Below are 23,784 nucleotides of genomic sequence, written 5' to 3' on the forward strand. Positions count from 1 at the left end.
ATCGCTTGGGAGTGAATCATAAGGATGTATCAATGAGTTGGAAAACGATCAGCTTTCGTAAGCGAATGCTCATTATTATGACGCTGTCGGGGTTGATAGAGCTTCTATTGCTTGTCGCTGCAGGATTCACTTATCTCAAAATCAATCAAGAGCAAGAAATGGGAGAAAAAGCACTGGGTGTTGCCCGTTTTTTAGCAGACTCCGCCGTTGTTCGCGAAATGGTCGCAACCCAAAATCCTCAGCCATACCAACTTCGTTTCCGAGAATTAACCGAAGCCATCGGTGCTGCATTCATCGTTATTGGCGACCATGAGGGAGTGCGCTTAATTCACCCCGTTGATGAGCGGTTGGGTAAACCAATGAGAGGTGGTGACAATCGTCGAGCGCTAGAGCAGGGATTGTCTTATATTTCGACGGCACAGGGCTCGTTAGGTTATTCAGTTCGTGGTAAAGCTGCGATTTTTGACGAGCAAGGGAACATCATTGGTGTGGTTTCGGTTGGCTATTTGCTCGACCGGCTGCAAGACCGCATCGAACCATTTTTGGCCTTTTTGATTTTAATGGTCATCGTAGTTGTTGTCGCTAATGCCATTGTATCCAATTATGCGTCGAGAAAGTTTCAGCGCGCCATTTTGGGGTTCGAGCCTGAAGAGATAGGGCGGTTGTACGGCGAATTAGAAGTGACGATGAGTACCATTAAAGAAGGCGTGTTAAGTATTGATGCCCAAGGGATACTTCGCTCGATCAATCGTAGCGCCTGTCAGATTCTCGGTATTGATAGAGAGGCAGCTCTTAATAAACCGTTGACTGAGACGTTACGCGATAGTGACTTATATACGGTGCTAGAAACCGGACAGGAAGATCATGATATTGAGATATTCCTTAATCATAAACGTCTGATCGCAAACCGTTCGCCAATTTATGTGGATGGAAAAATAGTGGGGGCAGTATCGAGTTTCCGTTTAAGGGATGAAATCAACGACCTAACCGAGCAGTTATCACAAACTAAAGAATATGCAGATTTATTACGTTCGCAAACCCATGAGCATCGAAATAAGCTAAACACCATTAGCGGGTTAGTTCAGATGGGTGAGCTGGATGCCGTACAAAAGTTAATTGGGCAAGAAACCGCACACTATCAAGCGATGATCGAATTTTTAAGAGACACCGTTAAAGACCCGTTAATTGCTGGTATGTTGCTTGGAAAAACAGAACGTGCTCGCGAGTTAGGCTTACAGCTGGTGGTTGAAGAAGGCAGTCGTTTGGAGCCTCTGCCTGAGTGGCTAAATTCGGAAGACCTTGTCACCATTCTGGGCAACTTAATTGATAACGCTTTCGATGCAACGTTAACCTCGATTCGTGATGAATCGAATGTCGCATCGGAGCGCAGAAATATCGATGTGTCAGTGAGCGATTACGGAAATGAAGTGATACTTGAGGTGATAGATCAAGGCTGTGGTTTACCAAGCGATATAGAGCCGCAGGCGCTATTTAAAAAAGGGGTGTCGACGAAATCTCGTCAAAATCGGGGGGTAGGATTGCATCTTGTCAACCAGTTGGCTACTCGATATCACGGCCATGTTGAGATGATGCCCAACACAAATTATGGAACAAGAATAACGGTGTATTTACCCAAGGAAGAACAATTATGAGTATGGCGACTCGCGTAATGATCATTGAAGATGATCTGGCTATTGCTGAGCTGCACCACAAATACTTGAGCCAATTGGCAGGTTTGGAAGTGGTCGGCATTGCGACCACGAGAATAGAAGCGGAAATGCAACTCGATATTCTTAAGCCAGACCTGTTGTTGATGGATGTATACCTTCCTGATGGAACAGGGCTTGAGATACTCAATACATTACGTGCGAACAACCAAACGTGTGATGTCATTTTGATTACCGCGGCAAGGGATGTCGATACGCTACAACAGGCAATGAGAGGTGGCGTTGTCGATTACCTGTTAAAACCAGTGATGTTTCCACGCTTAGATGCCGCACTGAAAAAGTATGTGTCCCAACGCCAGCAACTAGACATCGCAGAGAGTTTGGATCAGAACCTCGTTGATAAAATGCTGCAGTCTCACGCCAATCAAGACAACTTGCCGAACCGATTACCGAAAGGGATTGATGGTGTAACCTTGGATAAGATTAGAGAGTTGTTCCCAAATGGTAGTGTGCTGACCGCTGATGAGGCAGGCGAAAAGATTGGTGCGAGCCGAACAACGGCAAGGCGCTATTTGGAGTATCTGATCAGCACTGGTGAACTAGAGGCTGATTTAAACTATGGGTCGGTAGGTAGGCCGGAAAGGTGCTATAAGAAAGTGATACGGTAACGTAGAATTTGATGCTAAATACGAAATGAAAGCGATGGCTTGTTTTAAACAAACCATCGCTTTTTCGCGCTAAGGAGTTAGAAATTATATTCTAATTTCGCTTCAATAGAGCGCTCAGCGCCAAACCAACAGTTATTTTTGTCGTAACAAGAATAGTATTCTTTATCGAATAGATTGCTTGCAGAAAGCGTGACGCTAGCCCCTTTCATTGATTCAGATACTGTTGAGAAATCGTAACTTGCTGCCAAATCAAACAAGGTGTAGTCAGGCACTTTTTCGCTGTTTTGAGCATCAATTTGTGCTTCTCCGACATAGCGAACGCCAGCACTGGTACGAAGGCCTGAAAGATTTCCTTCAAAGAAGTAGTTGGCCCATAAAGAGGCCGTTTGCTCAGGTACCCAAACCGGCGTTTTACCTTCTTGGTTGTAATAACTGTCTTCGGTAATCTCCATATCGGTATACGTGTAGCCTAGAGTTAAATCAACTTTTGCTGTGGCTTGCCATTTTGCCTCTAGTTCAACACCCTGTGATACCACTTCGCCCGCTTGATAGTTCGGTGCATAAGGATTATTCGGGTCGGTCAAGATCGCGTTTTTCTTCGTAATATGGAAGAACGCTAAATTACCTGAAATGTCATCAGACAATGGCGCGTATTTAAAACCGAGTTCCCACTGATGCCCGGTTGATGGTTCAAACGCTTTGCCTGTGGCATCTGCACCTGCAATCGGCTCAAAACTCTCGGAGTAAGTAAGGTATGGGGATAGGCCGAAGTCGAGTTCATACAAACCACCGACTCGGAAAGATACGTTGGTGTCGTCTAACTCTTCCTTGCTGTTGGATATTGTTCCTAGGTAATCGCTCTCGGCGTCTGTATTTGAATCGTATTTATCCCAACGAAGACCCGCAATCATTACAAGTTGGTCGTAACGAACTTGATCTTGCAAATAAACGCCAATTTGCTTCGTTTTGATATCTAAGTTTTGTTTGTATTGGAAATTCAGTGCATTACGGTCAATGCTGTTGTGGTCAGGATTAAAGATGTCCTGAGTTAGCGAATACCCAAGCGTATCTTTGTATTTTACATCCGAATCTAGATACTGATAATCAAGTCCGAACAATAAGTTATGTTCAAAGTCTCCCGTTTTAACGTAGCCAGATAGTTGGTTGTCAATCACAAAGGATTTGGACTTTTCATCGGTTAAATAGGCATTTCGACCAACGGTACGGTTATCCGCTTCAAGTGCACCGTTATATGTGTTTTCCTGATAGGCATCGGCGGTCATGTAGCGGGCATTCTGTAGAAATTGCCAATTGTTGTTAAAGTCGTGTTGGACTTTGTAACCCATCATCAGAACTTCGCGTTCGTAAGTGTTCCAGTCCTCATCCCCCAAATAAGTGCTTGGTGACATCGAGCCAAGTGGGTTGTCAATCACTGAGCCAGACGCTGGCACGGTCGTGTAGATACCTGCTGATGGATCATTTTGATAGTAAACATTCACATTGACTAAGGTGCTTTCTGTCGCTTGCCAATTGAAAGATGGAGCGAGGACATAACGTTCGTCTTCAGACGTATCGGCTTGACCATCTCGCTGTTTTGCTAGGCCGATAATACGGTAATCAACATTAGAGTCACCAATTTGTCCTGTGGTGTCGAACGTCAGTTCTTTTAGGCTGTTAGTCCCAGTACTAATCGAGACAGAGTGCGAAGGTGTTGACTGAGGCGCCTTGGCGATAATATTGACCATACCTCCTGGTGGAATATTGCCGTAAAGAACAGACGTTGGCCCTTTAAAAACCTCGATTTGTTCAAGGGCAACGGAATCGACCTGAGGTTGAAGGTTCCAGCCGTTGTACAGCAAAGGAAGACCATCATAAAAGTTGGTGTAGTTAATAAAACCACGAATATTGAATAGGTCAAGTCGGGAAACGGCACCGCCACGCAGCTCTGTATTTACGCCAGGCGCGTAACGCAATGCTTCGCTCACCGAGTTTACGCCGCGTAGGTCCATGTCATCTTTAGTGATTACCGTGATCGCTTGCGGCGTTTCTTCCGGTTCTAAAACGGTTTTAGTTGCGGTGTTTCGGTATGTTTCGCCAAGTACTGTGATAGTTTCGTGCTGAGAAGTGCTCTCAGTGGCACTGGCGTGACCAGCAATAAGCGCGGATACCACGACTGCAACCGCAGAACGATGAAATCGATTCGGACTTTCCATATTTATTAATTCCACTACTTTTATTTGTTGATAATGATTGTTGTTTGCATTCTATAGCGAAAGAAATAGGAAAAGTTAACAATTTGGTGCAAAGCCAGAACCTAAGTGCTTAGGCTTTTATCTAATGGTCAAGGCTTCGTTCGGTTTGACAGGTATCCAGTAATGCATTTGGGCATTCTCACTCTCAACATCATAGTCTTCTGGATAAACTTCTAACTCGTAGCCATCGATACCGTGATAATTGGAATAGGGGAGCCAGTGCAAAATGAACCACTCAAGCGTCGCCGCTAGATTTGATGCTTTACCTATGTGCGTAATCACTGCGTAGGTTTGCTCAGGAACAACCAGAAGATCTGGTTCTTGCGTAGAGCCTTTGGATATTGAAGTTCTTGACGCTGAGTTGTACTCATAACCTGCCCAATACTCGAGTTGCTGGTTACTTGAATACGCTTTTGTTACGTCAATCACACCAAGATATTTTCTTTCCAGATGAGTATGGTTTTCAGATGAATAGAGCTGTGACCACAGAAAGGGCACTTTGGATTGGAAGTTGGGCGTTGCGGAAAACAATCCATAAATAGGTTCATGATAACCAGCAAGCACAAAAGCAGGTTTTGTTTCTATTCGAACTTCGATAAAGCACTTATGTCTATTTTCGTCTTCTGGTGTATCGCGCAACGTTAAAGGTTGCCTCAAGCCCGTTAGTTGCTGAGCTTTACGATAATCTCGAGGACTTTTTGAAAACATATTTTTGAACGCTCGACTGAATGCATGTTCAGAAGCAAACCCCATTTCTATCGCAATATCTAACGAGCGATCTGATGTATGGATTAAGCGTTCAGCTGCAAGGCTTAGTTTAAGCTCTCTAATATAGTGAGCGACGGATACGCCAGTGTGTTGCTGGAAAACGCGTTGCAGTTGCCAACGTGACCAGCAGCTTGCTTTCGAGATTTCATCCACACTAAGTGCGATATCTAGATTGTTGTGAATGTAATCAAGCACAGAGTGTATTCGGTTTATCGGGTGCAGATTCTTTGTGCCTGGTTTCATGACATTCTACTTTCGCATTAATAGTATCCTCATTATCTTTAATTGAGTATCATTATCAATAGGGTGAGAGGATAAAATTCAGGCTACATAGATCACAATAAAGTTGTAATGGATTGCAAGGATGGGTAAGGATTGTCCATATTAGAGTTTTTGCTTAATTTTTGTCTTACGTTAGTGCAACTTTTTTTATCCATAAAATACAAACATTTATGATGTTTTGTGCAACTTATTTAAACGTTTGCACTGGCAAGTGTTGATGTAAATCAAATAGTCGTAGACAATACTGCACCGTGTCGGACTCTCCTCCAGCGAGTACAGTGTGTACTTTTGAGACATAAGTGACCTAAATGACCTTAATACGTCGTGTTTCCAAAAGATTTGGGAGTGCTACTTCTTGAGGTTCTTTGGGCCTATAGACTTTACCTATCAACGTAATAGGTAAGACCAATTTTCTATTTTGAGGTGCCATTGATAGGGTTGGCTCATCCTTTAGCCGTATCCGGGCACACAATAAGTACCTCGTTTTTAAGGGAAAGATGATGGTAATACCAGAAAACAGCAGCATCGTTATTTTTGGTGCTTCAGGTGACCTTACATACCGTAAGCTCATTCCTGCTTTATACCACCTCTATGCGAACAAACAGCTTCCAGAAAATTTTGCCATTCTGGGTGTAAGTCGCACTGAATACAGTGATGAGTCTTACCGCGCGAAGCTGAAAAAATCGCTTCAGGAAATGGAAAAGACTGAGCCAGAAACGCTTGATGCATTTATTAACCATCTGCACTACCAAGCTATCAATACTTCTGACACACAAGATTACAGTAAGCTATCTTCTCGTTTAGACCAACTTGCTGACGAATATCGCTTCGATCAGCGCAATACGCTTTTCTACTTAGCAACCCCACCAAGTTTATACAGTGTGATTCCTGCAAGTCTTGCAGCACACGGCCTAAACAAAGAAGAAGATGGTTGGAAACGCCTGATTATTGAGAAACCATTCGGTTATGACCTTGAATCAGCGCGTATTCTGGATAAAGAAATTCACGAGCACTTCCAAGAGCATCAAATCTACCGAATTGACCATTACTTAGGTAAAGAGACGGTACAAAACCTTCTTGTACTTCGTTTCTCAAACGCGATGTTTGAGCCGCTTTGGAACCGTAACTTCATTGATTATGTTGAAATCACGGGCGCAGAATTCCTCGGCGTAGAGGAGCGTGGTGGTTACTACGACAACTCGGGTGCCGTGCGCGATATGTTCCAAAACCACCTGCTACAAGTATTGGCGATGGTGGGTATGGAGCCACCAGCACAGATCAATGCAGATTCGATGCGTGATGAAGTTGTTAAAGTACTCCAGTGTTTAAAACCTTTGGACGAAAACGCTCTGCGTAACGATCTAGTATTAGGTCAATACACCGCTTCTGAAGTTCGTGGACAAAGTCTACGTGGCTACCGTGAAGAGCCGGGGGTTGCAGATGATTCACGTACCGAAACTTACATCGGTTTGAAAGCCTACATTAACAACTGGCGTTGGAATGGCGTGCCATTCTACGTGCGTACTGGTAAGCGTCTTCCAACACGCGTGACTGAAGTGGTTATCCACTTTAAACAAACACCGCACCCAGTGTTTGGTCAAAACGCACCAGAAAACAAGCTGATCATTCGCATTCAGCCAGACGAAGGCATTCAAATGAGCTTTGGCTTGAAAGAGCCAGGCGCAGGTTTTGAAGCGAAAGAAGTGAAAATGAACTTTCATTACGCTGATCTACAAGAAACGCAAATGCTAACTGCGTATGAGCGTCTTCTACTTGATGCTTTGAATGGTGATGCTACGCTATTTGCACGTAGTGATGCGGTGGAAGCGTGTTGGCAGTACGTACAGCCAATTTTAGATTTTAAACAAGATCCACAATCCCTCTTCGGGTACGCATGCGGCACATGGGGTCCTAAAGAGTCAGACGACCTGCTACAGCGTGATGGTCGCGCTTGGCGCTTCCCATGTAAAAACTTAACAGATACGGATTACTGTGAACTATGATCAACCATAAGATCTACCAAACAGCAGAGCAGGTAGTTGAAAGCCTAGCTAACGACATGAAAGCGTTCAGCGAAATGGGCCGACCTGTTCACATCTCTCTTTCTGGCGGCAGCACTCCTAAAATGCTGTTCAAACTGTTGGCTTCAGAGGCTTACGCAACCTCTATTCAGTGGCAAAACCTCCACTTCTGGTGGGGTGACGAACGTTGTGTCGCACCTGACGATGCGGAAAGCAACTACGGAGAAGCGAACGCGCTACTGTTTAGCCAAGTAAACATTCCAACAGAAAACATCCACCGTATTCGCGGTGAAGATGACCCTAAAGTGGAAGCGGAACGCTTTGCGAAAGAGATGTCAGAGGTGATTCCGACTGAAAACGGAACCCCTGTGTTTGACTGGATCTTATTAGGTGTTGGTGCAGATGGTCACACAGCTTCTCTGTTCCCTGGCCAAACTAATTATGATGATGCGAATCTATCTCTTGTGGCTTCTCATCCTGAGTCAGGCCAGCTTCGTGTGTCAAAAACGGCACGCGTTTTAGAAGCAGCAAAACGCATCAGTTACTTAGTGCTTGGTGCAGGAAAAGCGGACATCGTTGAAGAGATCAACAGTTCACCTGCACACGCACTGCCATACCCAGCGGCTAAGATTCAAGCGAAATCTGGCCTGACGGAATGGTATTTAGATTTGGACGCAGCAGCAAAAATTGCTTAAACGCTGCTCGTCAATGAAACAAAATTGGAGAGAAACAATGAAAGGTGATATCGGTGTAATTGGCCTAGCGGTAATGGGTCAAAACCTTATCCTAAACATGAACGACCACGGTTTTAAAGTGGTCGCTCACAACCGTACTGCTGCTAAAGTAGACGAGTTTCTGGAAGGACCAGCGAAAGGCACCAACATCATCGGTGCATACTCTCTAGAAGAACTAGTAGAGAAGCTAGAAACGCCACGTAAAGTGATGCTAATGGTTCGCGCAGGTGACGTTGTCGATAAATTCATCGACGCTCTAGTCCCTCTACTAAACAAAGGCGACATCATCATCGACGGTGGTAACACGAACTACCCAGATACAAACCGTCGCGTTGCAGCACTACGCGAAAAAGGTATCCACTTCATCGGTACTGGCGTATCTGGTGGTGAAGAAGGTGCGCGCTTCGGTCCATCTATCATGCCAGGCGGCGCTCCAGAAGCTTGGGAAGCGGTTAAGCCTATCTTCCAAGGTATTTCTGCGAAAACTGATGCAGGCGAGCCTTGTTGTGATTGGGTTGGTAACGACGGTGCGGGCCACTTCGTTAAGATGGTTCACAACGGCATCGAATACGGCGACATGCAGCTGATCACAGAAGCTTACCAGTTCATGAAAGACGGTCTTGGTATGTCTGCAGACGAGATGCAAGCAGTATTCGCTGAGTGGAACAACACTGAGCTAAACAGCTACCTTGTTGAAATTACGGCTGACATCCTTGGCTACAAAGACGAAGACGGTGAGCCTCTAGTTGAGAAAATCCTAGACACTGCTGGCCAAAAAGGTACAGGTAAATGGACGGGTATCAACGCTCTAGACCTAGGTATTCCTCTAACGTTAATCTCTGAGTCTGTATTCTCTCGCTGTCTATCTGCACTGAAAGATCAACGTGTTGAAGCTGAGAAACTGTTCGGCAAGACAATCACACCAGTTGAAGGTGATAAGCAAGAGTGGGTTGACGCACTACGTCAAGCGCTTCTAGCGTCTAAGATCATCTCTTACGCTCAAGGCTTCATGCTAATGCGCGAAGCGTCGAACGAAAATGGCTGGGATCTAAACTACGGTAACGTTGCTCTTATGTGGCGTGGTGGTTGTATCATCCGTTCTGCGTTCCTAGGCAACATCCGTGATGCATACGAAGCGAATCCAGAACTAGCATTCCTAGGCTCTGATGATTACTTCAAAGGCATCCTACAAAACAGCCTAGTAGCATGGCGTAAAGTGGCGGCTAAGTCTCTAGAAGCAGGCATCCCAATGCCATGTACGACTTCTGCACTAACGTTCCTAGACGGTTACACAACAGCTCGTCTACCTGCGAACCTACTGCAAGCTCAACGTGACTACTTCGGTGCTCACACTTACGAGCGTATCGACCGTGAGCGTGGTGAATTCTTCCACACGAACTGGACTGGTACAGGCGGCGACACAGCGTCTACAACTTACGACGTTTAATCGTTTTAAGTAAATCGACTAAGTATAAAAGGATGCCTAAGCATCCTTTTTTGTGTTTGGCTTTATGAAACTCAAAGAGCGCCTAGGCGCTCTTTTCTGTGGTCGTTTTTTTGTTTTGATAAAACCTGTCTTTGAGGTAGAGAATTGCGCTGACCACAAGAGCTACTACAGAAACAGTAAATAGGGCATACATGCTGAGAATCCATGCGAATGTAGCCGTCAAAAACGCAATGAAGGAAAACATTCTGCTGAAAGACATCACATGGCCAAGTTTGCTACTTTTCATAAACGCCTCCCAAAGCGGAGTGGGGATAGACAAGTGTGGTCATATACCACACTTTGATTGTCTGTTCTTTTTGGGCGTTTCACACAAAAAAGCGGCTAAAGATTTCTCAAAAAAGGTGAAATATTGAACTGGTAGACAAATCCATAAACGGCTTTACAAATATATGAATGCATTTGTCTATCACTTCAAAGTTTTTGCTGTGCGGATTAAGGCCTTTTAACGCTATTATTGCAGCCTTCGAGTTTACTAGGCGTAATTTCAAGTCAATAATTCCGGGAAGCTCATCCTCATTATCAGTCACGATGAAAATTACTTTTCTTTGTTTAACAGTACTTTATTGAATATGTGTGATTGCATCAGGTTTGAGAATGAAACTAAGGTTGCAAGAAAGGCGAAAAAGAGTGCTAGGTAAGCCTTTGAACTACGCCTATAATTAGCGCCCACATGGAGGATGTTTAATAAATGAACATCCTCTATTTTTTGAAACCAGCAACAAGGATCCAGTAAAACGTGTTTTTCTGGTGTTGTTTACGTTGACCAAGAAGGTGATTAACACAACAAATTGAGGTTCTAAGATGATTCTTAACAAGTACTTTGTTTTCATTCCGGCAGAATTGGATCAGGAAATACACAAGGACAACCAAGTGATCTCTGAGAAGGAAACTCAACGTCAGGCATTAGTAAAACAGGCGCAACAACAAGGTGGCCTGTAAGCTAGGTTTCAAATAGAAAGAGCACCGCAAAGGTGCTCTTTTTGTATCTGAGGTTATGGATTAACCCAATATGCCGAGGCTTTTCAGCTTTCTATAAATCGTATTTCGACTGACGCCAAGCATACGAGATGTTTTGCTGATGTTCCCCTGATTGGCTTGATATGTTTTGAGCAGTTTGTCTTCGACGGTTGCACGCAGTTCTAACGTGGGTTCGGCAGTGGTTGTTACGTCTTGAGCCTGGCTGAGCTTCTTACTCAGGTGAATCGGTACGTGAGTGAGCTCTAACGTTTCTTCACCTTGCGCCATTAACGCGGATACTTTGATTAAACTATCGAGTTCACGCAAGTTTCCTGGCCAAGAGTAAGAAAGCAGTAGAGAAAGTAGGTGAGGACAGAGTTGTTGTTCAGATTCAGCGTGACGTCGATGAATATTCTCGATCAGTTGTTGCTTATCATCTCGCTCTTCGAAGCGAGGCAATTCGATGATCAAACCATTGAGGCGATAGTATAAATCTTGACGGAACAATCCTTCGCTAACCAAGTTCTCGATATCTTTATGTGTGGCCGCAATGATTTGCGTATCGACTTGAACACTTTGGTTTGAACCCACAGGAAGCACGGTTTTATCTTGCAATACATGCAGCAAGCGGCTTTGAGCTTCCAAGGGTAAATCTGCGATTTCATCCAGAAATAAAATCCCCTTGTGCGCTTGGCGAATTTTTCCCTGATAGCCTTTGCTGTTTGCGCCAGTAAATGCACCAGCCACGTAGCCAAACAATTCGGACTCAACCAAATCTTTTGGTAGTGCGCCGCAGTTTACGGAAACCAACGGCCCCGTTTTTCTCTGGCTGTTTTTATGTAGCGCTTTCACAAACTCATTTTTACCAACTCCAGTCTCTCCGAGAATCAGTAAACTGATGTCTTTATCGATAACGCGATTGGCTTGTTGCCAGCAATGTTCGACAGTAGAATCGCCGTAATGCAGATCATTGGAAGCGGTAACGGAACGAGACTTCACTTTTTTGTCGGTCAACGGCTTTGTTTTGAACACGAAAGGATGGTCGGCACTTTGGATAGAAAGAATGTCGTCGAGCGATTGCCCGATGACGTTTTGTTGCGCGAGGAGCTGAGAAGCAACTTGGTTGTGCGCGAGAATCTGTCCATCTTCATTAGCGATGATAATGCCTTGCCATCCACTGTTTAGTAAGCCTTTTTCACACGCCAAATCCACACGAATATGCCCTTGTGGAATCAAGTTAAGCAATTGATTTTCAACTTGCTGAACCATGTTCTGTACCAGCACTTGCGTTGAGAAATCATGTTTCTTTTGTTCGCTGGTGATATCTAGCACGCCAATCAAATGACCAAGATGATCGAAAATAGGATTGGCCGAGCAGCTAATAAAACGATGATGTTGGATGAAGTGTTGATCGCCGATGACTGAGACCGGTTTTGCTTCAACTATCGCAGTCCCAATCGCGTTGGTGCCTTTGACCTTTTCTTGCCAGCACGCACCAGAGCTTAGCGCAATTTCGGTCAACTTCTCGCGGAACTTAGGTTGTCCCCAACTGCCGATGATGACGCCGTCGGCATCCGTCAGAATTAAGCGGCTGTCACTATGAGCAAAAAGCTGATTAAACAGCGGGAGAGCAAACTGGGTGACGGTTTCCAATAAGAAGTTGAGTTGGTGACGCCTATCTTGAAGTGTCGCTGGTGTCACTCGAATATCTTCAGGGCGTCGACGCTGTTTTAAACCCGCCTGTTCACTTCGGATCCATGAAGTTGAAAGCCAATTGTTATCGCTAATGTGTTGAAGTTCCATGACTGTACCATTTTGTCACAGTGAGGGTGTGCCATTTTGGAACACTTGAACATTGGTGTTCACACCATACATCCGCTCAAACATCGCTCACTTGGTTTGTTATCGCTTGGTAATCATAGTTTTACATTTAATTAACAACAAGTGTGGTGTAGTTGGCGTGTGACTTGCGTAATGCTCTTTGTGAACAGTGCGATACGACACTGCAATAACACATTGAACGAGAAACAAAAGGAAGAGTTATGATCTATGCACAGCCAGGTAGTGAAAATGCCATCGTTAATTTCAAATCGCATTACGATAATTTTATCGGTGGGGAATGGGTAAAACCAACGGGCGGTGAGTACTTTGACAATATCTCACCAATCAACGGGCAAGCGTATTGTAAAGTTGCCCGTTCTGGCGAGGCAGATATCAACTTAGCATTGGATGCAGCACACAACATCAAAGCAAAGTGGGCGAAAACCAGTGTGACCGAACGTTCGAACATCTTGCTGAAAATCGCAGACCGTATTGAGCAGCATTTAGAAGAACTTGCGGTTGCAGAAACATGGGAAAACGGCAAACCAGTTCGTGAAACCTTGGCGGCGGACTTGCCTTTAGTGGTGGATCATTTCCGTTACTTTGCGGGTTGTATTCGCGCACAAGAAGGCAGTGCGGCGGAGCTGGATGAGCACACGGCAAGCTATCACTTCCCAGAGCCGATTGGCGTGGTTGGTCAAATTATTCCGTGGAACTTCCCAATGCTGATGGCGGCTTGGAAACTAGCACCGGCACTAGCGGCGGGTTGCTGTGTGGTATTGAAGCCAGCAGAGCAAACGCCAACGTCGATTCTGGTTCTTATGGAAAAGATCGGTGATCTACTGCCACCGGGCGTCATTAACGTTGTTAATGGTTTTGGTTCAGAAGCGGGCCAAGCGCTTGCAACCAGCAACCGCATTGCGAAGTTAGCGTTTACCGGTTCAACACAAGTTGGCAATCACATTCTAAAATGTGCAGCAGACAACTTAATCCCATCGACAGTTGAGCTAGGTGGTAAATCTCCAAACATCTACTTCTCAGATATTTTCGACTATGAAGATGAGTATCTCGACAAGTGTATTGAAGGTACGTTACTTGGTTTCTTCAACCAAGGCGAAGTTTGTACCTGTCCATCTCGCGTGCTGGTTCATGAAGCGATTTACGATAAGTTCGTAGAGAAATTGACGGAACGTGCGCAGTTAATCAAGCAAGGTAACCCGCTCGATACCGATACTCAAGTTGGTGCTCAGGCTTCTCAAGAACAGTTTGATAAGATTTTAAGTTACCTCGAAATCGGCCGTGAAGAAGGCGCAAAAGTGGTCTTTGGTGGTGGTGTCTCTGAACAGCCAGAGTCAATCAATCAGGGTTACTACATTCAGCCAACGATGTTGGAAGGCCACAATAAGATGCGTATTTTCCAAGAAGAAATCTTTGGCCCCGTCATTGCCATCACTAAGTTTAAAGATGAAGCGGAAGCATTAGAAATCGCGAACGACACCGAATATGGCTTAGGCGCAGGCGTTTGGACGCGTGATGCGAACGTCGCATATCGTATGGGCCGTAATATCGAAGCTGGTCGAATCTGGATTAACTGTTACCACGCTTACCCTGCACACGCTGCGTTCGGTGGCTATAAAAAGTCGGGTATCGGCCGCGAAACACATAAGATGATGTTGGATCACTACCAAAATACGAAAAACCTATTGATTAGCTACAGTGTTGATCCACTAGGCTTCTTCTAAATGAAGTAGTTAACAAAGAAAAAGCAGTACTAACCAAAACCCCGAGCCTTCGGGGTTTTTTATTGCATGGGCTTGCGGGTGGTAGGGTGTATATACGTGAAATTTATATTTTGAACCCATCTATATTGCGTGCTCAGGAACGTTGAATTACGGCCACTTTTCGTTCAAGTAGTTTTTCGACCGCGGTGTTTTGCTTTTCAAGACTAAACTGCTGATCAAAATCCAAGACGCGATTACAAGACTCAAGACTCGCAAACTGGTTTAAACATTCGCTAAGTTCTCTTTTAGAGCTCATTCGAGCCAAACTGCTTTCTGATGAAGAGAGTAGGGTCACTTTGCGGCCATGAAACGTTCCTTGTGGCAGAGCATCACTTTGCTGTGCTTGCTTTACTTCATGAACCGGTAAGTTAGTGTATTTAGATTGGATGTCGTTGGACATAGAGACACCTAAACTCTTAAGTCTAAAGTTTGTGGCATCGGAGCTACCTCAGCAGTGGCGACATGAGCAGACAATAACGACTCCCACGACTCACTTTGCGTCAACAATTCCGCCAAAGCAGTTTCAAAATACTCATAATCCAGTCGCTTAATGTTAATGAGTCGGTTTAAACAGAGTACATGTCGATGATTATCTAAACTAAAGAATAATTGATGCTCAGGCCAGTGATAATTAAAGGCTAGGAAAGAACGATAGAGATCGGAATTAACGATTTGAAGACCAACAATCTCAGCTTCGAGCTGGAGGGTTGTCGATTCAGGATGAAAGATGATATGCACTCTTAGATTATCATCAAACGCTAAGCTTACTTCATTTTCCGTTAGATGCAGTGCAGGCAAGCCTATTTGATGAGCAAACTTTAGCAAAATCTCATCGATAGTTTGGCGTGCTGACATAGGAATAGTCCCTTTTGAAATTTTATCAAGGAAAATATTAGATGTATCTCTTCGTGTTTATCAATATTGGTCGGTTGTTATTATATTTTGGTTTTTAATTTCGGTGAGCTAAATAGAACAGCGATAACAAATGTGCTCTGATGCATATTGTGGTGCTTCTTAGATATTTAAATATCTTTGTTCTCTAATATACCCGCCTAATTGAAAGTGTATTAAGGTGCAGTCACGATGAGTTAAATTAAATCTAATGTTAAATATGTGTTGTTGAAGAATGCGATTTATTGTCCGCTTGTAGTATAAATATAAGTTGATCTTTTATATTTTTACATAAAGAATTGTGTGAAATTAAAATGAACTAAGTCTATAAAATAAGTTTATGGTGTCATAATGAACAATTCTATGTGGGCTGGTTTTGTCGGACTATTCCTACTAAGTGGGTGTAGTCAGTCTGTGCCGATTGTAAGGGAAGGTAGCTTTGACACAAAGAGTCAGGCGGCACTCTATGGTTGGGTTTCTGTCGATGGATACTTTCCACCTTCGATTACGTCTCTTGATGTGGAAATATGTAAAGTGATTGAAAATCAGTGTCTTAGATCTGCATTGCAGCACTACCAAGGCGTTCAATTACCCGTACAGTATTCATTTTTAATTGCACCGATTCAAGCTGGTGACGGAAACATGAAGATAATTGGAAAGCTATACTCGAATGGGGAACTTGTAGCGGAAAAAGAAAAGAACTATTTATTTTCAGTGGAGGGAAAACAGGAAAACTTGATACTCGTTCCAAAAAAATAACCAGATGAAAAGTAATCGGTTACATTTAATTAGACCTTACTAAATTATTAAAAATAAAGATTTGCTCTTTCCTGTTGTGAAAGTTTTGTTGTTTTTTACAAACATTAATCACATGGTTTAAGTCATCGGGTCAGTTGTTTTTTAGACTTATACTTGTTGCAAAAATAGCATTCTTTATGATTATATCTCGCTCCTTGAACACGTTGGCTTGGCGTTTTAGGCTATAAAACATACAATTTTAAGATTTTGGAAATTTCAGTTTGTTCGATAAACGATACCATAATCTATTTAATTTTATTCTAATGTATAACAAAAATCCTAAACTTTAATAACGAAATGATATTTAAGTTTTGGCTAATAATAAACGCTATCTGATAAAAATAATAAAGACGGACAGCAGAGTTTACTAAGATAAACCTTTACCTTTAGGTAAGGGTAATGCTTAGGATATTCGCTAATTATTCGGGGGGTATGGTAAGTGATATGAACTTCTATGCTCTTTTCTTTGCTTCTTTAATTGATATAGCAGTACTTAGAAATAACAACAATCAAAGTATTGCTTTGAAAGTTTCTCAACACTCGTACTGAGAAACTCAAAATAATGAAGGGTAGAAAATGGATGTGTCAGGCCAACTAAACACAGAAAAGGTCGGCTCGAGCTCGCGAAAAATTCGTAGTTTTTCCCGCTATGAAAAATCTGACGAAGTATTTCACTCAGACCAATCTCACATTGTTGTCGTTCACAATGGTCAGCTTCGAGTTCAAACAGGTGATTGCACAATCGATGTCGCGGCAGAAAATGGGGTGTTTCTATCCCAAGGGGATTACTTATTCGAGTGCTCGCCCTTAGACGGGGCATACAAAGCGTCGATTATAACCTACGACAACGAACTCGTTAGCCAGCTATTACAAAAGCACAGTGATCTTTTGATGATGCTGCCCAAGGTAGATAAAGTTTGTTCTGGCTTGTTTACTTTTGGTTTGAACATACTCGTAGAGCAAGTGCTTTCCAGCATGCAGACGCTTGAGCAACAGGCGTATCCAGATGCGATCATGTGCCTAAAATATGAAGAGTTACTCATTCTTTTGCTGCACGGCAAAGGAGGAGAATCACTCTATGCGTTGCTGTCACAACAAACTAACCGAACATCGGAACGGTTACGTCGATTTATGGAACAACACTATCTCAAAGAGTGGAAGTTGACTGACTATGCGCAAGAGTTTGGTGCTAGCTTAACGACTTTTAAAGAGCTATTTAATGAGCACTATGGCATTTCTCCAAGAGCTTGGATCAGTGAGCGCCGATTGTTGCACGCTCATAAACTCCTGTTGACGAGCAAGATGAGCATCGTGGATGTGGCGATGGAGGCTGGGTTTTCTAGTCAGTCTTACTTTACGCAGAGTTACCGCCGTCGTTTTGGAACGACGCCAAGCCGTGTACGTTCGGGAGACGATCAAGTAGCTATCGCGAAATGAAATGACTTGGGACTAAAATTTTCTGACTAATTTTGAAAGTCACTCATCAGCGTAAATTCTATTATGCGTCATGTAACAACGAACGATTAAAAATTATTACACCTCTTTCTTTCTGGATCGTTCGAGAGGGGTGCGGAGACGAACATAAATGAAAAAGCAGCATTGGCGACGCCGTTCGCTTTTTCCAGACAGCATTGTGACACAACGGAAAGTGACAGTTTTGCAGAGAGGAGCTCGATATGAAAGTGCTTCTAGATCAACGCAGGATTTCAATGTTGTGCACGTCAATCACCGACAATTGTTGAGTGAAGGCGTCATTAATTATGAACAGTTATCTTTACTTCAGCGCTTGTTGGATAGAAGCGTCGTCGATAGCTTGTGCGCAAGCCAGTTGGTGAAAACGTATCAAAAGCTCGGTGCGTCGCTTGACCGATTCGCCATGCGTTTATTTTTGGAAATTGGGTCGCAGCTCAGTGATAGCCGCACACTCGTGACCTTTGAACAAAGACTGGAATACATCAACGCGCGTCTTGGTTTTCGCTTCAATTTAGCGGTGCCAAAAACGTTGATGCTTTGTTTTCATTTATCGCTAAACGAGTGGATTAACCGTCAAGTTGATCAAAGCGCTTTGCATGCCTCCATCAAAGTGGAACAGCTTATCAATCAGCTCGATATTCAAAAGGAATATTGGTCGAAACTATCGGGAGAGGACACCAGTGCGGTGTTTGTGCAACAGCAACTCGATTTAATTGAGCGCCAACAACATCAGTTGAAAGATCAACTCGGGACGTTGAGCGAACAACAGATGCAAGTGATTGAATGTCATCGTTCGTTAATTGAGAAGTGGCAACCGTCCCTAGACGAGCTTAAAGGGTTCGCAGAGTACACCTCTACGACTGCTCAGTTTATCTCTGAGTGGAAAAAGTGGTGTTCGGAAGTTCGACTTGAAGCTCCTGAGCTGAACGAAGTCTGGGATGCATGTGATGTGGTTTACAACGACCAAAATGCGGTTGCGAAAGTATGGCAGTGGTTCAAGAGCATGCAAATTGTTGGCGATATTGATCACTACTATTTTGACACTCAAAGCGGCCAGTGCGGCCAGGCTTGCAATCACCTCAGCCAGATTTAAATAGGGCGTTAAATGTTAGATAAGATGATGAAATCTTTAGCGGAAACGCTAAAGGTAGGGGATTTTATTGCCTCAGAAAATGGCTCTTACAACATCGAGGTTGATCAGTTGTCACTGACCATCAAACAACACGCATCATGGTTTTTATGGGAAGCGGCTTTACCCTTCCAGTTTAAAGAGCATCTAGATTATCAACAAGAACAAGCGTTACAACGTTGCATGCAGCTCTCATTAAAAACAATCCGTGAAGATGGCTGCGTACTAACAGCGAATGATGATCAGCAGCTGATTTTGCAAAGCAAAGTGAGGATCGAGGACTGTTCGATTGAGCTGTTCTCTTCTTTGCTTTCCAAGCACGTTAATCTATGTGAGCGTTATATGGCATTATTGGAGCACGAGCGCGTGAACCACACGATTAATCATAATGTGTGGTTGCCATGATACGAAAAGTCTTTCCGAACATCAGACGTGCTGCCACAAAGATACTGTTGTGTGCTGTGAGCTTTGCTCCGTTGGGATTCGCACAAGCAACAGACTTACACTGGCCCGAACAACCATTCCGATACTATGCAGATAACGACTCATTAAAAGAGTTGTTGAATAACTTTGGCGCAAACTATCGCGTTTCGGTTTCTGTGAGTGACAAAGTTAATGATCGAGTGAGTGGACGTTTTACTCCTGATGATCCGGCTGAGTTCCTCGACTACTTATCGCAAGTCTATAACTTGATGTGGTATTTCGATGGTGCCGTCTTACATGTCTATAAGGCGACAGAAACGCGCTCACGTTTACTCCAATTAGAATTATTGACCGCCAGAGAGCTACGAAGCACGTTAATTTCCACTGGAGTGTGGGATTCGCGCTATGGGTGGAGAGCCGCTGAAAGTAAAGGGTTGGTTTATCTTGCAGGTCCTCCACGTTATGTCGACTTAGTTGTACAAACGGCCGAAGCATTAGAAACGCGCCTGCTGCAGAAATCGAATTCAACCGACGAGTTATTCGTTGAAATAATTCCTTTGAAGTACGCTTCTGCAACGGATAGAGAAATTGCATATCGAGATCAGACCATTACGGTTCCGGGTATCGCATCGGTTTTAAAGCGAGTCGTGTCTGGTGTTCAAACTCAAGTGACGAGTGCGTCGAACAAAGACGTTACCAGTTCAGATAAGCCTGTAAAAAGCAATAAAACCGCCTCAGTTCATGGCGGAGCAACGGTTGAAGCAGAGCCGGGCCTTAATGCGATTATTGTTCGTGATACTCAAGCGCGATTACCGCTCTATCGCAAACTGGTTGCTCAATTGGACCAACCGCAATCAAGAATTGAAGTTGCATTATCGATTGTCGACATCAGTGCCAACGATTTAAGTCAGTTAGGCGTGGATTGGCGAGCGGGAGTATCAGTCGGAAATAATCGAATTGTTGATATCAAAACAACAGGGGATGTGAGTTCGGGTGATGTGACTCTCGGCAGCGGACAAAATTTTAAGTCTTTGCTTGATTCAACCAATCTGAATTACCTGTTGGCTCAAATCCGTTTATTGGAATCTCAAGGCAGTGCTCAAGTGGTTTCAAGACCAACACTGTTAACCCAAGAAAATGTCGAAGCGGTACTGAACAACAGCAGCACGTTTTACGTCAAGCTGGTTGGTAAAGAGACCGCAGCACTGGAAGAGGTCACGTATGGCACGTTACTGAGAATTGTCCCGCGTATCGTTGGTGACAGGTTTGCTGCCCGACCAGAAATCAATCTGAGCCTTCATCTCGAAGACGGGGCAAAGATTACCGATGGTGGTGTCGACGACCTTCCTTCCGTTCGTAAAACTGAAATCAGTACGTTGGCGACGGTGAAGCAAGGACAGAGCTTGCTCATCGGTGGTGTTTATCGAGATGAAGTGAGTCATCAGTTACGTAAAGTACCACTGTTGGGAGACATCCCATATTTAGGTGCGTTGTTTAGAAGTAATACCAACACTAAACGCCGCACGGTGCGCATGTTTATTCTAGAACCGCGAATCGTTGTGGATGGTATTGGCGATAGTGTGTTGATTGGTAATGAGTACGATCTGCGACCAAGCATTGGCAAGCTCAACAACATTTCCAACAACGGTGCTGAATTTAAATCGGTCGTCGAAGTGTATAGCTGCACATCAAAGACTCAAGCAGAGCGCTATCAGCAAGACTTATTGTCACAGCAACAGTCGTCTCAATTGAAGCAGTGCCAATTGCCGACAGGGCAAAAGGGGTGGCGTGTAAAAGTATTGGAATGTGATGACTCACAAAGTGAGTGTGTGCATCCATCAGAGGAGCCTTAACCGCGATGCAGCAATGGAAAATTCGTATTTTATCAGGCGTGCATTCCGGAGTTGAAGTCACCTTACCTGAGGGCGCTCTTGTGCTTGGCAGTGACGACTTTATCGCAGATCTCGTGCTGTCTGATGCTGGGGTCGAAGCTAACCATTTCACGTTGGTTTGCCAGCAAGATTCGGTCATTTTACGAGGCTGCAAAGAGGCAAATATTAACGGTGAAAACATCTCTGTTGAAGATGATGGGATCGATTTGTCACGCCATGCCGTTGTCTCTGTAGGCGTTGTGAAATTCGCACTGGGGTACGCAGAAGATGCGTTAATCGTGAGTAACGTCAGCGACGAATCTAGCGAACAGGATACACCTGTTGTTGCTGTGCAACGCTCCAGTTGGAAAAAAACAACGCTCATCGCCTTGCTTTGTAGTTTTGTCCCGAGTGTCATTTTTGCTGGTATGTGGTACAGCCAAGCTAACGGAAACAACAACGAGACTGTCACAGAAGCAGAACCCATTGTTTTGGTGCGCAACATCTTAGGCGAGCTCAAACTTAGCGACGTTCGTGTGGAATGGAATGCCGCCGCACGCCAAGCGGTTTTGGAAGGCTATGTTGAAGATCGAACTCAGAAACTCGATCTGCTTGGTCGAATTGATGTATTAGGTATCAATTACAAAAGTGACTTAAGAACGATGGAAGAAATCCGTCGCGGGGTTCGATTTATTTTACGAAACCTCGGCTATCACCAGGTGAAAGTCGAAAATGGGGATGAGACGGGCACACTGTTACTGACGGGTTATATCGATGATGCAAGCCGCTGGAACCAAGTTGAGCAAATTTTAGAGCGAGACGTACCGGGCCTAGTAGCGTGGAAGGTTGAACTGCAAAGAGCGGGTGCCTACATGGATACGCTAAAAGCCTTATTGACGGATGCGGAGCTACTGAAAAAAGTCCAGTTGGTTACCAGCGGTGATCGCATCGAAGTACGCGGGGAACTTGATGATATCGAAACGACTCGATTTTACGGTGTGACTCGAGACTTCCGAGAACAATATGGTGAAAAGCCGTATTTAGTTTTGAAATCCATACCTAAGGTGAGTAAAGGCACCAACATCGATTTCCCTTTTCGTAGCGTTAACTTTGGTCAGGTTCCATATGTGATTCTGACTGATAACGTTCGTTACATGGTTGGTGCAAGAACGCCTCAAGGCTACCGCATATCCAGTGTTACGCCTGCTGGCATTGAGCTAGTCAAAGGCGGGCGGGTGATAACAATAGAACTCGGATACGAGGGCGAGACGAACAATGACAAATCTTGAACAAATTTTAAATAACGACAAAAACGGTGCGGAAGTGCACAAGATTAAGAGCAAGCTCTTAGAAGCACAAGCGGTGGTGAAACGTCAGTTGGATTTAGGGTGCTCACCACAGCAGTACCAATTGCTACTCAAACAGTATGAAGCTTACACCGCCGCACATGCGGTCGTTGAATCATACGAAGCGAACTAAAAATACGAGGAAGTCTTATGTCATTTTACGATGCTAGTAACAGTGTAAACCTTGATGATGTTAAAACTAAGTTGGAAAAACAAGCGAAAGATGCCAACACAGAAGTGACGACTGCCATCAAGAACCTAGAAACAAACGCCGATGATCCATCTAAGCTGGCTGAACTTCAGCACGCGATCAACAAATGGTCTGTTGTTTACAACATCAATGCGACCACCACTCGTGCGATTAAAGATGTGATGCAGTCGATTCTCCAGAAGGTATAAAGCATGGAACGAGAAATGCGCCAATTGCTGGCTGAAATCGCGCTGATGGCAACCGGTATGCATCGTCATCAAGAAGCTAACACGATTGCGGACGGCCTTGAAGCAAGCTCTGGTTCTGAAGAGACCGTGGTGATGATTCGTGCAATGAGCCTTATGAATAAAGGCTTGTACGAAGAGGCTCATCAATTGCTCGAACCACTTTGCAACGCCTATCCAGATCTGATCAGTTTAGCGGCCCTTGCTTCCGCCAAAGCTGGTTTATTGAGCAAAGCGGAAAGTTGGGTAGAACTCGCATCACAGGGAAGCGAAGAAAGCCAAGCATTTGCTGCAAGCTTTTCTCAGGACATTAGGAACCTTGGATGATCGTTGATTCAAGTAATCTAACTCTTCAGCCTCAACCTCTGCGCCAATCGGAGTCGCGCCATTATGAGCGGAGCGATGAAGATAAGATGAATGTGCTCATGGAGCGTAATGCCAAGCAAGCGGAAGCCTCACACGCCTCTCCAAAAGAGACGTTAGAGAAAACAGAAGCGAAACTGGCGGACATCAAAGCGTGGTATGAATCACTAAAAGAAGCAGATGTTGTCAGTAAACAAAGCGTCTTATCATCGTTGAATGAAGCGTTCTCCGATCCTCAAGTTAAACGAGAGGCAATGTGGTACGCCTTTTATGAGGCGAAGAGTGCAAAGGGCACCGAACACCCGCAAGCCGATTTATTAAAGGTGTTGAAGCAGGAGTTGCTAGGGGATTTTTCGGGCCAGCTTATTGCCGAACCACCTGTCGATAAAGCAGCACTTAAAGAAATGTTGGCGCAGCATTTTCCACTGGGTGCCCAGAAAGAACAAGCCTTGTGGCACTGCTGGGCTGAGTTGAAGTCGTTACCTGATATGGCATCAACACTGGACATGGTTCGTGATGAGCTTAGCTTCATGATTCAAAAAAATGCGATGGTGAAAAACATCGTCACTCATAGTCACAAGTTAGATTTGTCTTAGG

23 protein-coding genes are annotated in these 23,784 nt (G+C 44.3%); 17 read left to right on the plus strand and 6 right to left on the minus strand.

The annotated features are described in order from the left end of the window. The first annotated feature begins 32 nt into the window (after window positions 1–32). Both NB463_RS14815 and NB463_RS14820 read left to right on the plus strand, forming a co-directional pair. The gene (locus NB463_RS14815) at window positions 33–1,652 is read left to right on the plus strand and encodes an ATP-binding protein (RefSeq protein ID WP_253645214.1); all 1,620 of its coding nucleotides are present in this window, start codon (window positions 33–35) and stop codon (window positions 1,650–1,652) included. Next, on the plus strand, window positions 1,649–2,335 hold the full coding sequence (locus NB463_RS14820) for a response regulator (RefSeq protein WP_114322274.1): 687 nt from the start codon (window positions 1,649–1,651) through the stop codon (window positions 2,333–2,335). Before NB463_RS14815 ends, NB463_RS14820 begins: the two co-directional genes overlap by 4 nt. A gap of 77 nt (window positions 2,336–2,412) precedes the next feature. Here NB463_RS14820 and NB463_RS14825 read toward each other — a convergent pair whose 3' ends face one another. Both NB463_RS14825 and NB463_RS14830 read right to left on the minus strand, forming a co-directional pair. Then, a complete protein-coding gene (locus NB463_RS14825; RefSeq protein WP_258431668.1) occupies window positions 2,413–4,548 on the minus strand; it encodes a TonB-dependent siderophore receptor in 2,136 nt (711 codons plus the stop codon). Window positions 4,549–4,665: 117 nt separating this feature from the next. Then, window positions 4,666–5,598 (minus strand): AraC family transcriptional regulator, encoded by a 933-nt coding sequence (locus tag NB463_RS14830; protein ID WP_258431669.1) that lies wholly within the window; start codon window positions 5,596–5,598, stop codon window positions 4,666–4,668. A 539-nt stretch (window positions 5,599–6,137) separates the two neighbouring features. On the opposite strand from NB463_RS14830, the gene zwf reads away from it, so the two are divergent. From zwf to gnd, 3 genes are read left to right on the plus strand one after another with little or no spacing between them, the layout of a single operon-like run. After that, the gene (gene zwf, locus NB463_RS14835; RefSeq protein ID WP_005397367.1) at window positions 6,138–7,640 is read left to right on the plus strand and encodes a glucose-6-phosphate dehydrogenase; all 1,503 of its coding nucleotides are present in this window, start codon (window positions 6,138–6,140) and stop codon (window positions 7,638–7,640) included. Then, complete coding sequence (gene pgl / locus NB463_RS14840) at window positions 7,637–8,353, plus strand: 6-phosphogluconolactonase (protein WP_005397368.1); 717 nt, start codon at window positions 7,637–7,639, stop codon at window positions 8,351–8,353. Before zwf ends, pgl begins: the two co-directional genes overlap by 4 nt. Window positions 8,354–8,390: 37 nt before the next feature. Beyond that, window positions 8,391–9,839 (plus strand): decarboxylating NADP(+)-dependent phosphogluconate dehydrogenase, encoded by a 1,449-nt coding sequence (gnd, locus tag NB463_RS14845; RefSeq protein ID WP_139059339.1) that lies wholly within the window; start codon window positions 8,391–8,393, stop codon window positions 9,837–9,839. 82 nt (window positions 9,840–9,921) lie between these two features. Here the strand turns inward: gnd and NB463_RS14850 are convergent, their stop codons facing one another. Next, window positions 9,922–10,125, minus strand: coding sequence for a hypothetical protein (locus NB463_RS14850; RefSeq protein ID WP_005397371.1), 204 nt, complete (start codon window positions 10,123–10,125; stop codon window positions 9,922–9,924). 575 nt (window positions 10,126–10,700) lie between these two features. Here NB463_RS14850 and NB463_RS14855 point away from each other — a divergent pair. Continuing rightward, on the plus strand, window positions 10,701–10,838 hold the full coding sequence (locus NB463_RS14855) for a hypothetical protein (protein ID WP_012841759.1): 138 nt from the start codon (window positions 10,701–10,703) through the stop codon (window positions 10,836–10,838). A 60-nt stretch (window positions 10,839–10,898) separates the two neighbouring features. Here NB463_RS14855 and NB463_RS14860 read toward each other — a convergent pair whose 3' ends face one another. Continuing rightward, complete coding sequence (locus NB463_RS14860; RefSeq protein ID WP_258431670.1) at window positions 10,899–12,659, minus strand: sigma-54-dependent Fis family transcriptional regulator; 1,761 nt, start codon at window positions 12,657–12,659, stop codon at window positions 10,899–10,901. A gap of 239 nt (window positions 12,660–12,898) precedes the next feature. Here NB463_RS14860 and exaC point away from each other — a divergent pair, with 239 nt between their 5' ends. After that, window positions 12,899–14,419: an acetaldehyde dehydrogenase ExaC gene (gene exaC / locus NB463_RS14865; protein WP_065646409.1), complete on the plus strand. Its 1,521-nt coding sequence runs from the start codon at window positions 12,899–12,901 to the stop codon at window positions 14,417–14,419. A 133-nt stretch (window positions 14,420–14,552) separates the two neighbouring features. Here the strand turns inward: exaC and exsE2 are convergent, their stop codons facing one another. Continuing rightward, window positions 14,553–14,858 carry a T3SS regulon translocated regulator ExsE2 gene (gene exsE2 / locus NB463_RS14870; protein WP_074191265.1) on the minus strand — a complete coding sequence of 102 codons (306 nt, stop codon included), beginning with the start codon at window positions 14,856–14,858 and terminating at the stop codon, window positions 14,553–14,555. A gap of 8 nt (window positions 14,859–14,866) precedes the next feature. Further along, window positions 14,867–15,313 carry a type III secretion system regulatory chaperone ExsC gene (exsC, locus tag NB463_RS14875; RefSeq protein WP_005397386.1) on the minus strand — a complete coding sequence of 149 codons (447 nt, stop codon included), beginning with the start codon at window positions 15,311–15,313 and terminating at the stop codon, window positions 14,867–14,869. A gap of 387 nt (window positions 15,314–15,700) precedes the next feature. Between exsC and NB463_RS14880 the strand changes: the two genes are divergently transcribed. The 10 genes from NB463_RS14880 (at window position 15,701) to NB463_RS14925 (ending at window position 23,783) form a co-directional block, all read left to right on the plus strand. Beyond that, a complete protein-coding gene (locus NB463_RS14880) occupies window positions 15,701–16,108 on the plus strand; it encodes a YscW family type III secretion system pilotin (protein ID WP_253645220.1) in 408 nt (135 codons plus the stop codon). A gap of 615 nt (window positions 16,109–16,723) precedes the next feature. Then, a complete protein-coding gene (locus NB463_RS14885) occupies window positions 16,724–17,584 on the plus strand; it encodes a helix-turn-helix transcriptional regulator (protein ID WP_258431672.1) in 861 nt (286 codons plus the stop codon). 148 nt (window positions 17,585–17,732) lie between these two features. Beyond that, window positions 17,733–18,713: a T3SS regulon anti-activator ExsD domain-containing protein gene (locus NB463_RS14890; protein WP_006741518.1), complete on the plus strand. Its 981-nt coding sequence runs from the start codon at window positions 17,733–17,735 to the stop codon at window positions 18,711–18,713. Between the two features lie 12 nt (window positions 18,714–18,725). Next, window positions 18,726–19,154 carry a YscB family type III secretion system chaperone gene (locus NB463_RS14895; protein ID WP_012841763.1) on the plus strand — a complete coding sequence of 143 codons (429 nt, stop codon included), beginning with the start codon at window positions 18,726–18,728 and terminating at the stop codon, window positions 19,152–19,154. Beyond that, window positions 19,151–21,025: a type III secretion system outer membrane ring subunit SctC gene (gene sctC / locus NB463_RS14900; RefSeq protein ID WP_405054831.1), complete on the plus strand. Its 1,875-nt coding sequence runs from the start codon at window positions 19,151–19,153 to the stop codon at window positions 21,023–21,025. Before NB463_RS14895 ends, sctC begins: the two co-directional genes overlap by 4 nt. 5 nt (window positions 21,026–21,030) lie before the next feature. Next, window positions 21,031–22,332 (plus strand): type III secretion system inner membrane ring subunit SctD, encoded by a 1,302-nt coding sequence (gene sctD, locus NB463_RS14905; RefSeq protein ID WP_256895098.1) that lies wholly within the window; start codon window positions 21,031–21,033, stop codon window positions 22,330–22,332. Then, entirely contained in the window at window positions 22,319–22,522 is a 204-nt protein-coding gene (locus NB463_RS14910) for an EscE/YscE/SsaE family type III secretion system needle protein co-chaperone (RefSeq protein WP_012841766.1), read from the plus strand. Before sctD ends, NB463_RS14910 begins: the two co-directional genes overlap by 14 nt. A gap of 17 nt (window positions 22,523–22,539) precedes the next feature. Further along, complete coding sequence (sctF, locus tag NB463_RS14915) at window positions 22,540–22,788, plus strand: type III secretion system needle filament subunit SctF (RefSeq protein WP_047009831.1); 249 nt, start codon at window positions 22,540–22,542, stop codon at window positions 22,786–22,788. A gap of 3 nt (window positions 22,789–22,791) precedes the next feature. Beyond that, complete coding sequence (locus tag NB463_RS14920; protein WP_047009830.1) at window positions 22,792–23,151, plus strand: YscG family type III secretion system chaperone; 360 nt, start codon at window positions 22,792–22,794, stop codon at window positions 23,149–23,151. Beyond that, entirely contained in the window at window positions 23,148–23,783 is a 636-nt protein-coding gene (locus NB463_RS14925; protein WP_225461715.1) for a YopR family T3SS polymerization control protein, read from the plus strand. Before NB463_RS14920 ends, NB463_RS14925 begins: the two co-directional genes overlap by 4 nt. The last annotated feature ends 1 nt before the right edge of the window (window position 23,784 follow it).

Source organism: Vibrio sp. RM-41-2B (genome assembly GCF_024744415.1).
Lineage (GTDB): Bacteria > Pseudomonadota > Gammaproteobacteria > Enterobacterales > Vibrionaceae > Vibrio > Vibrio diabolicus.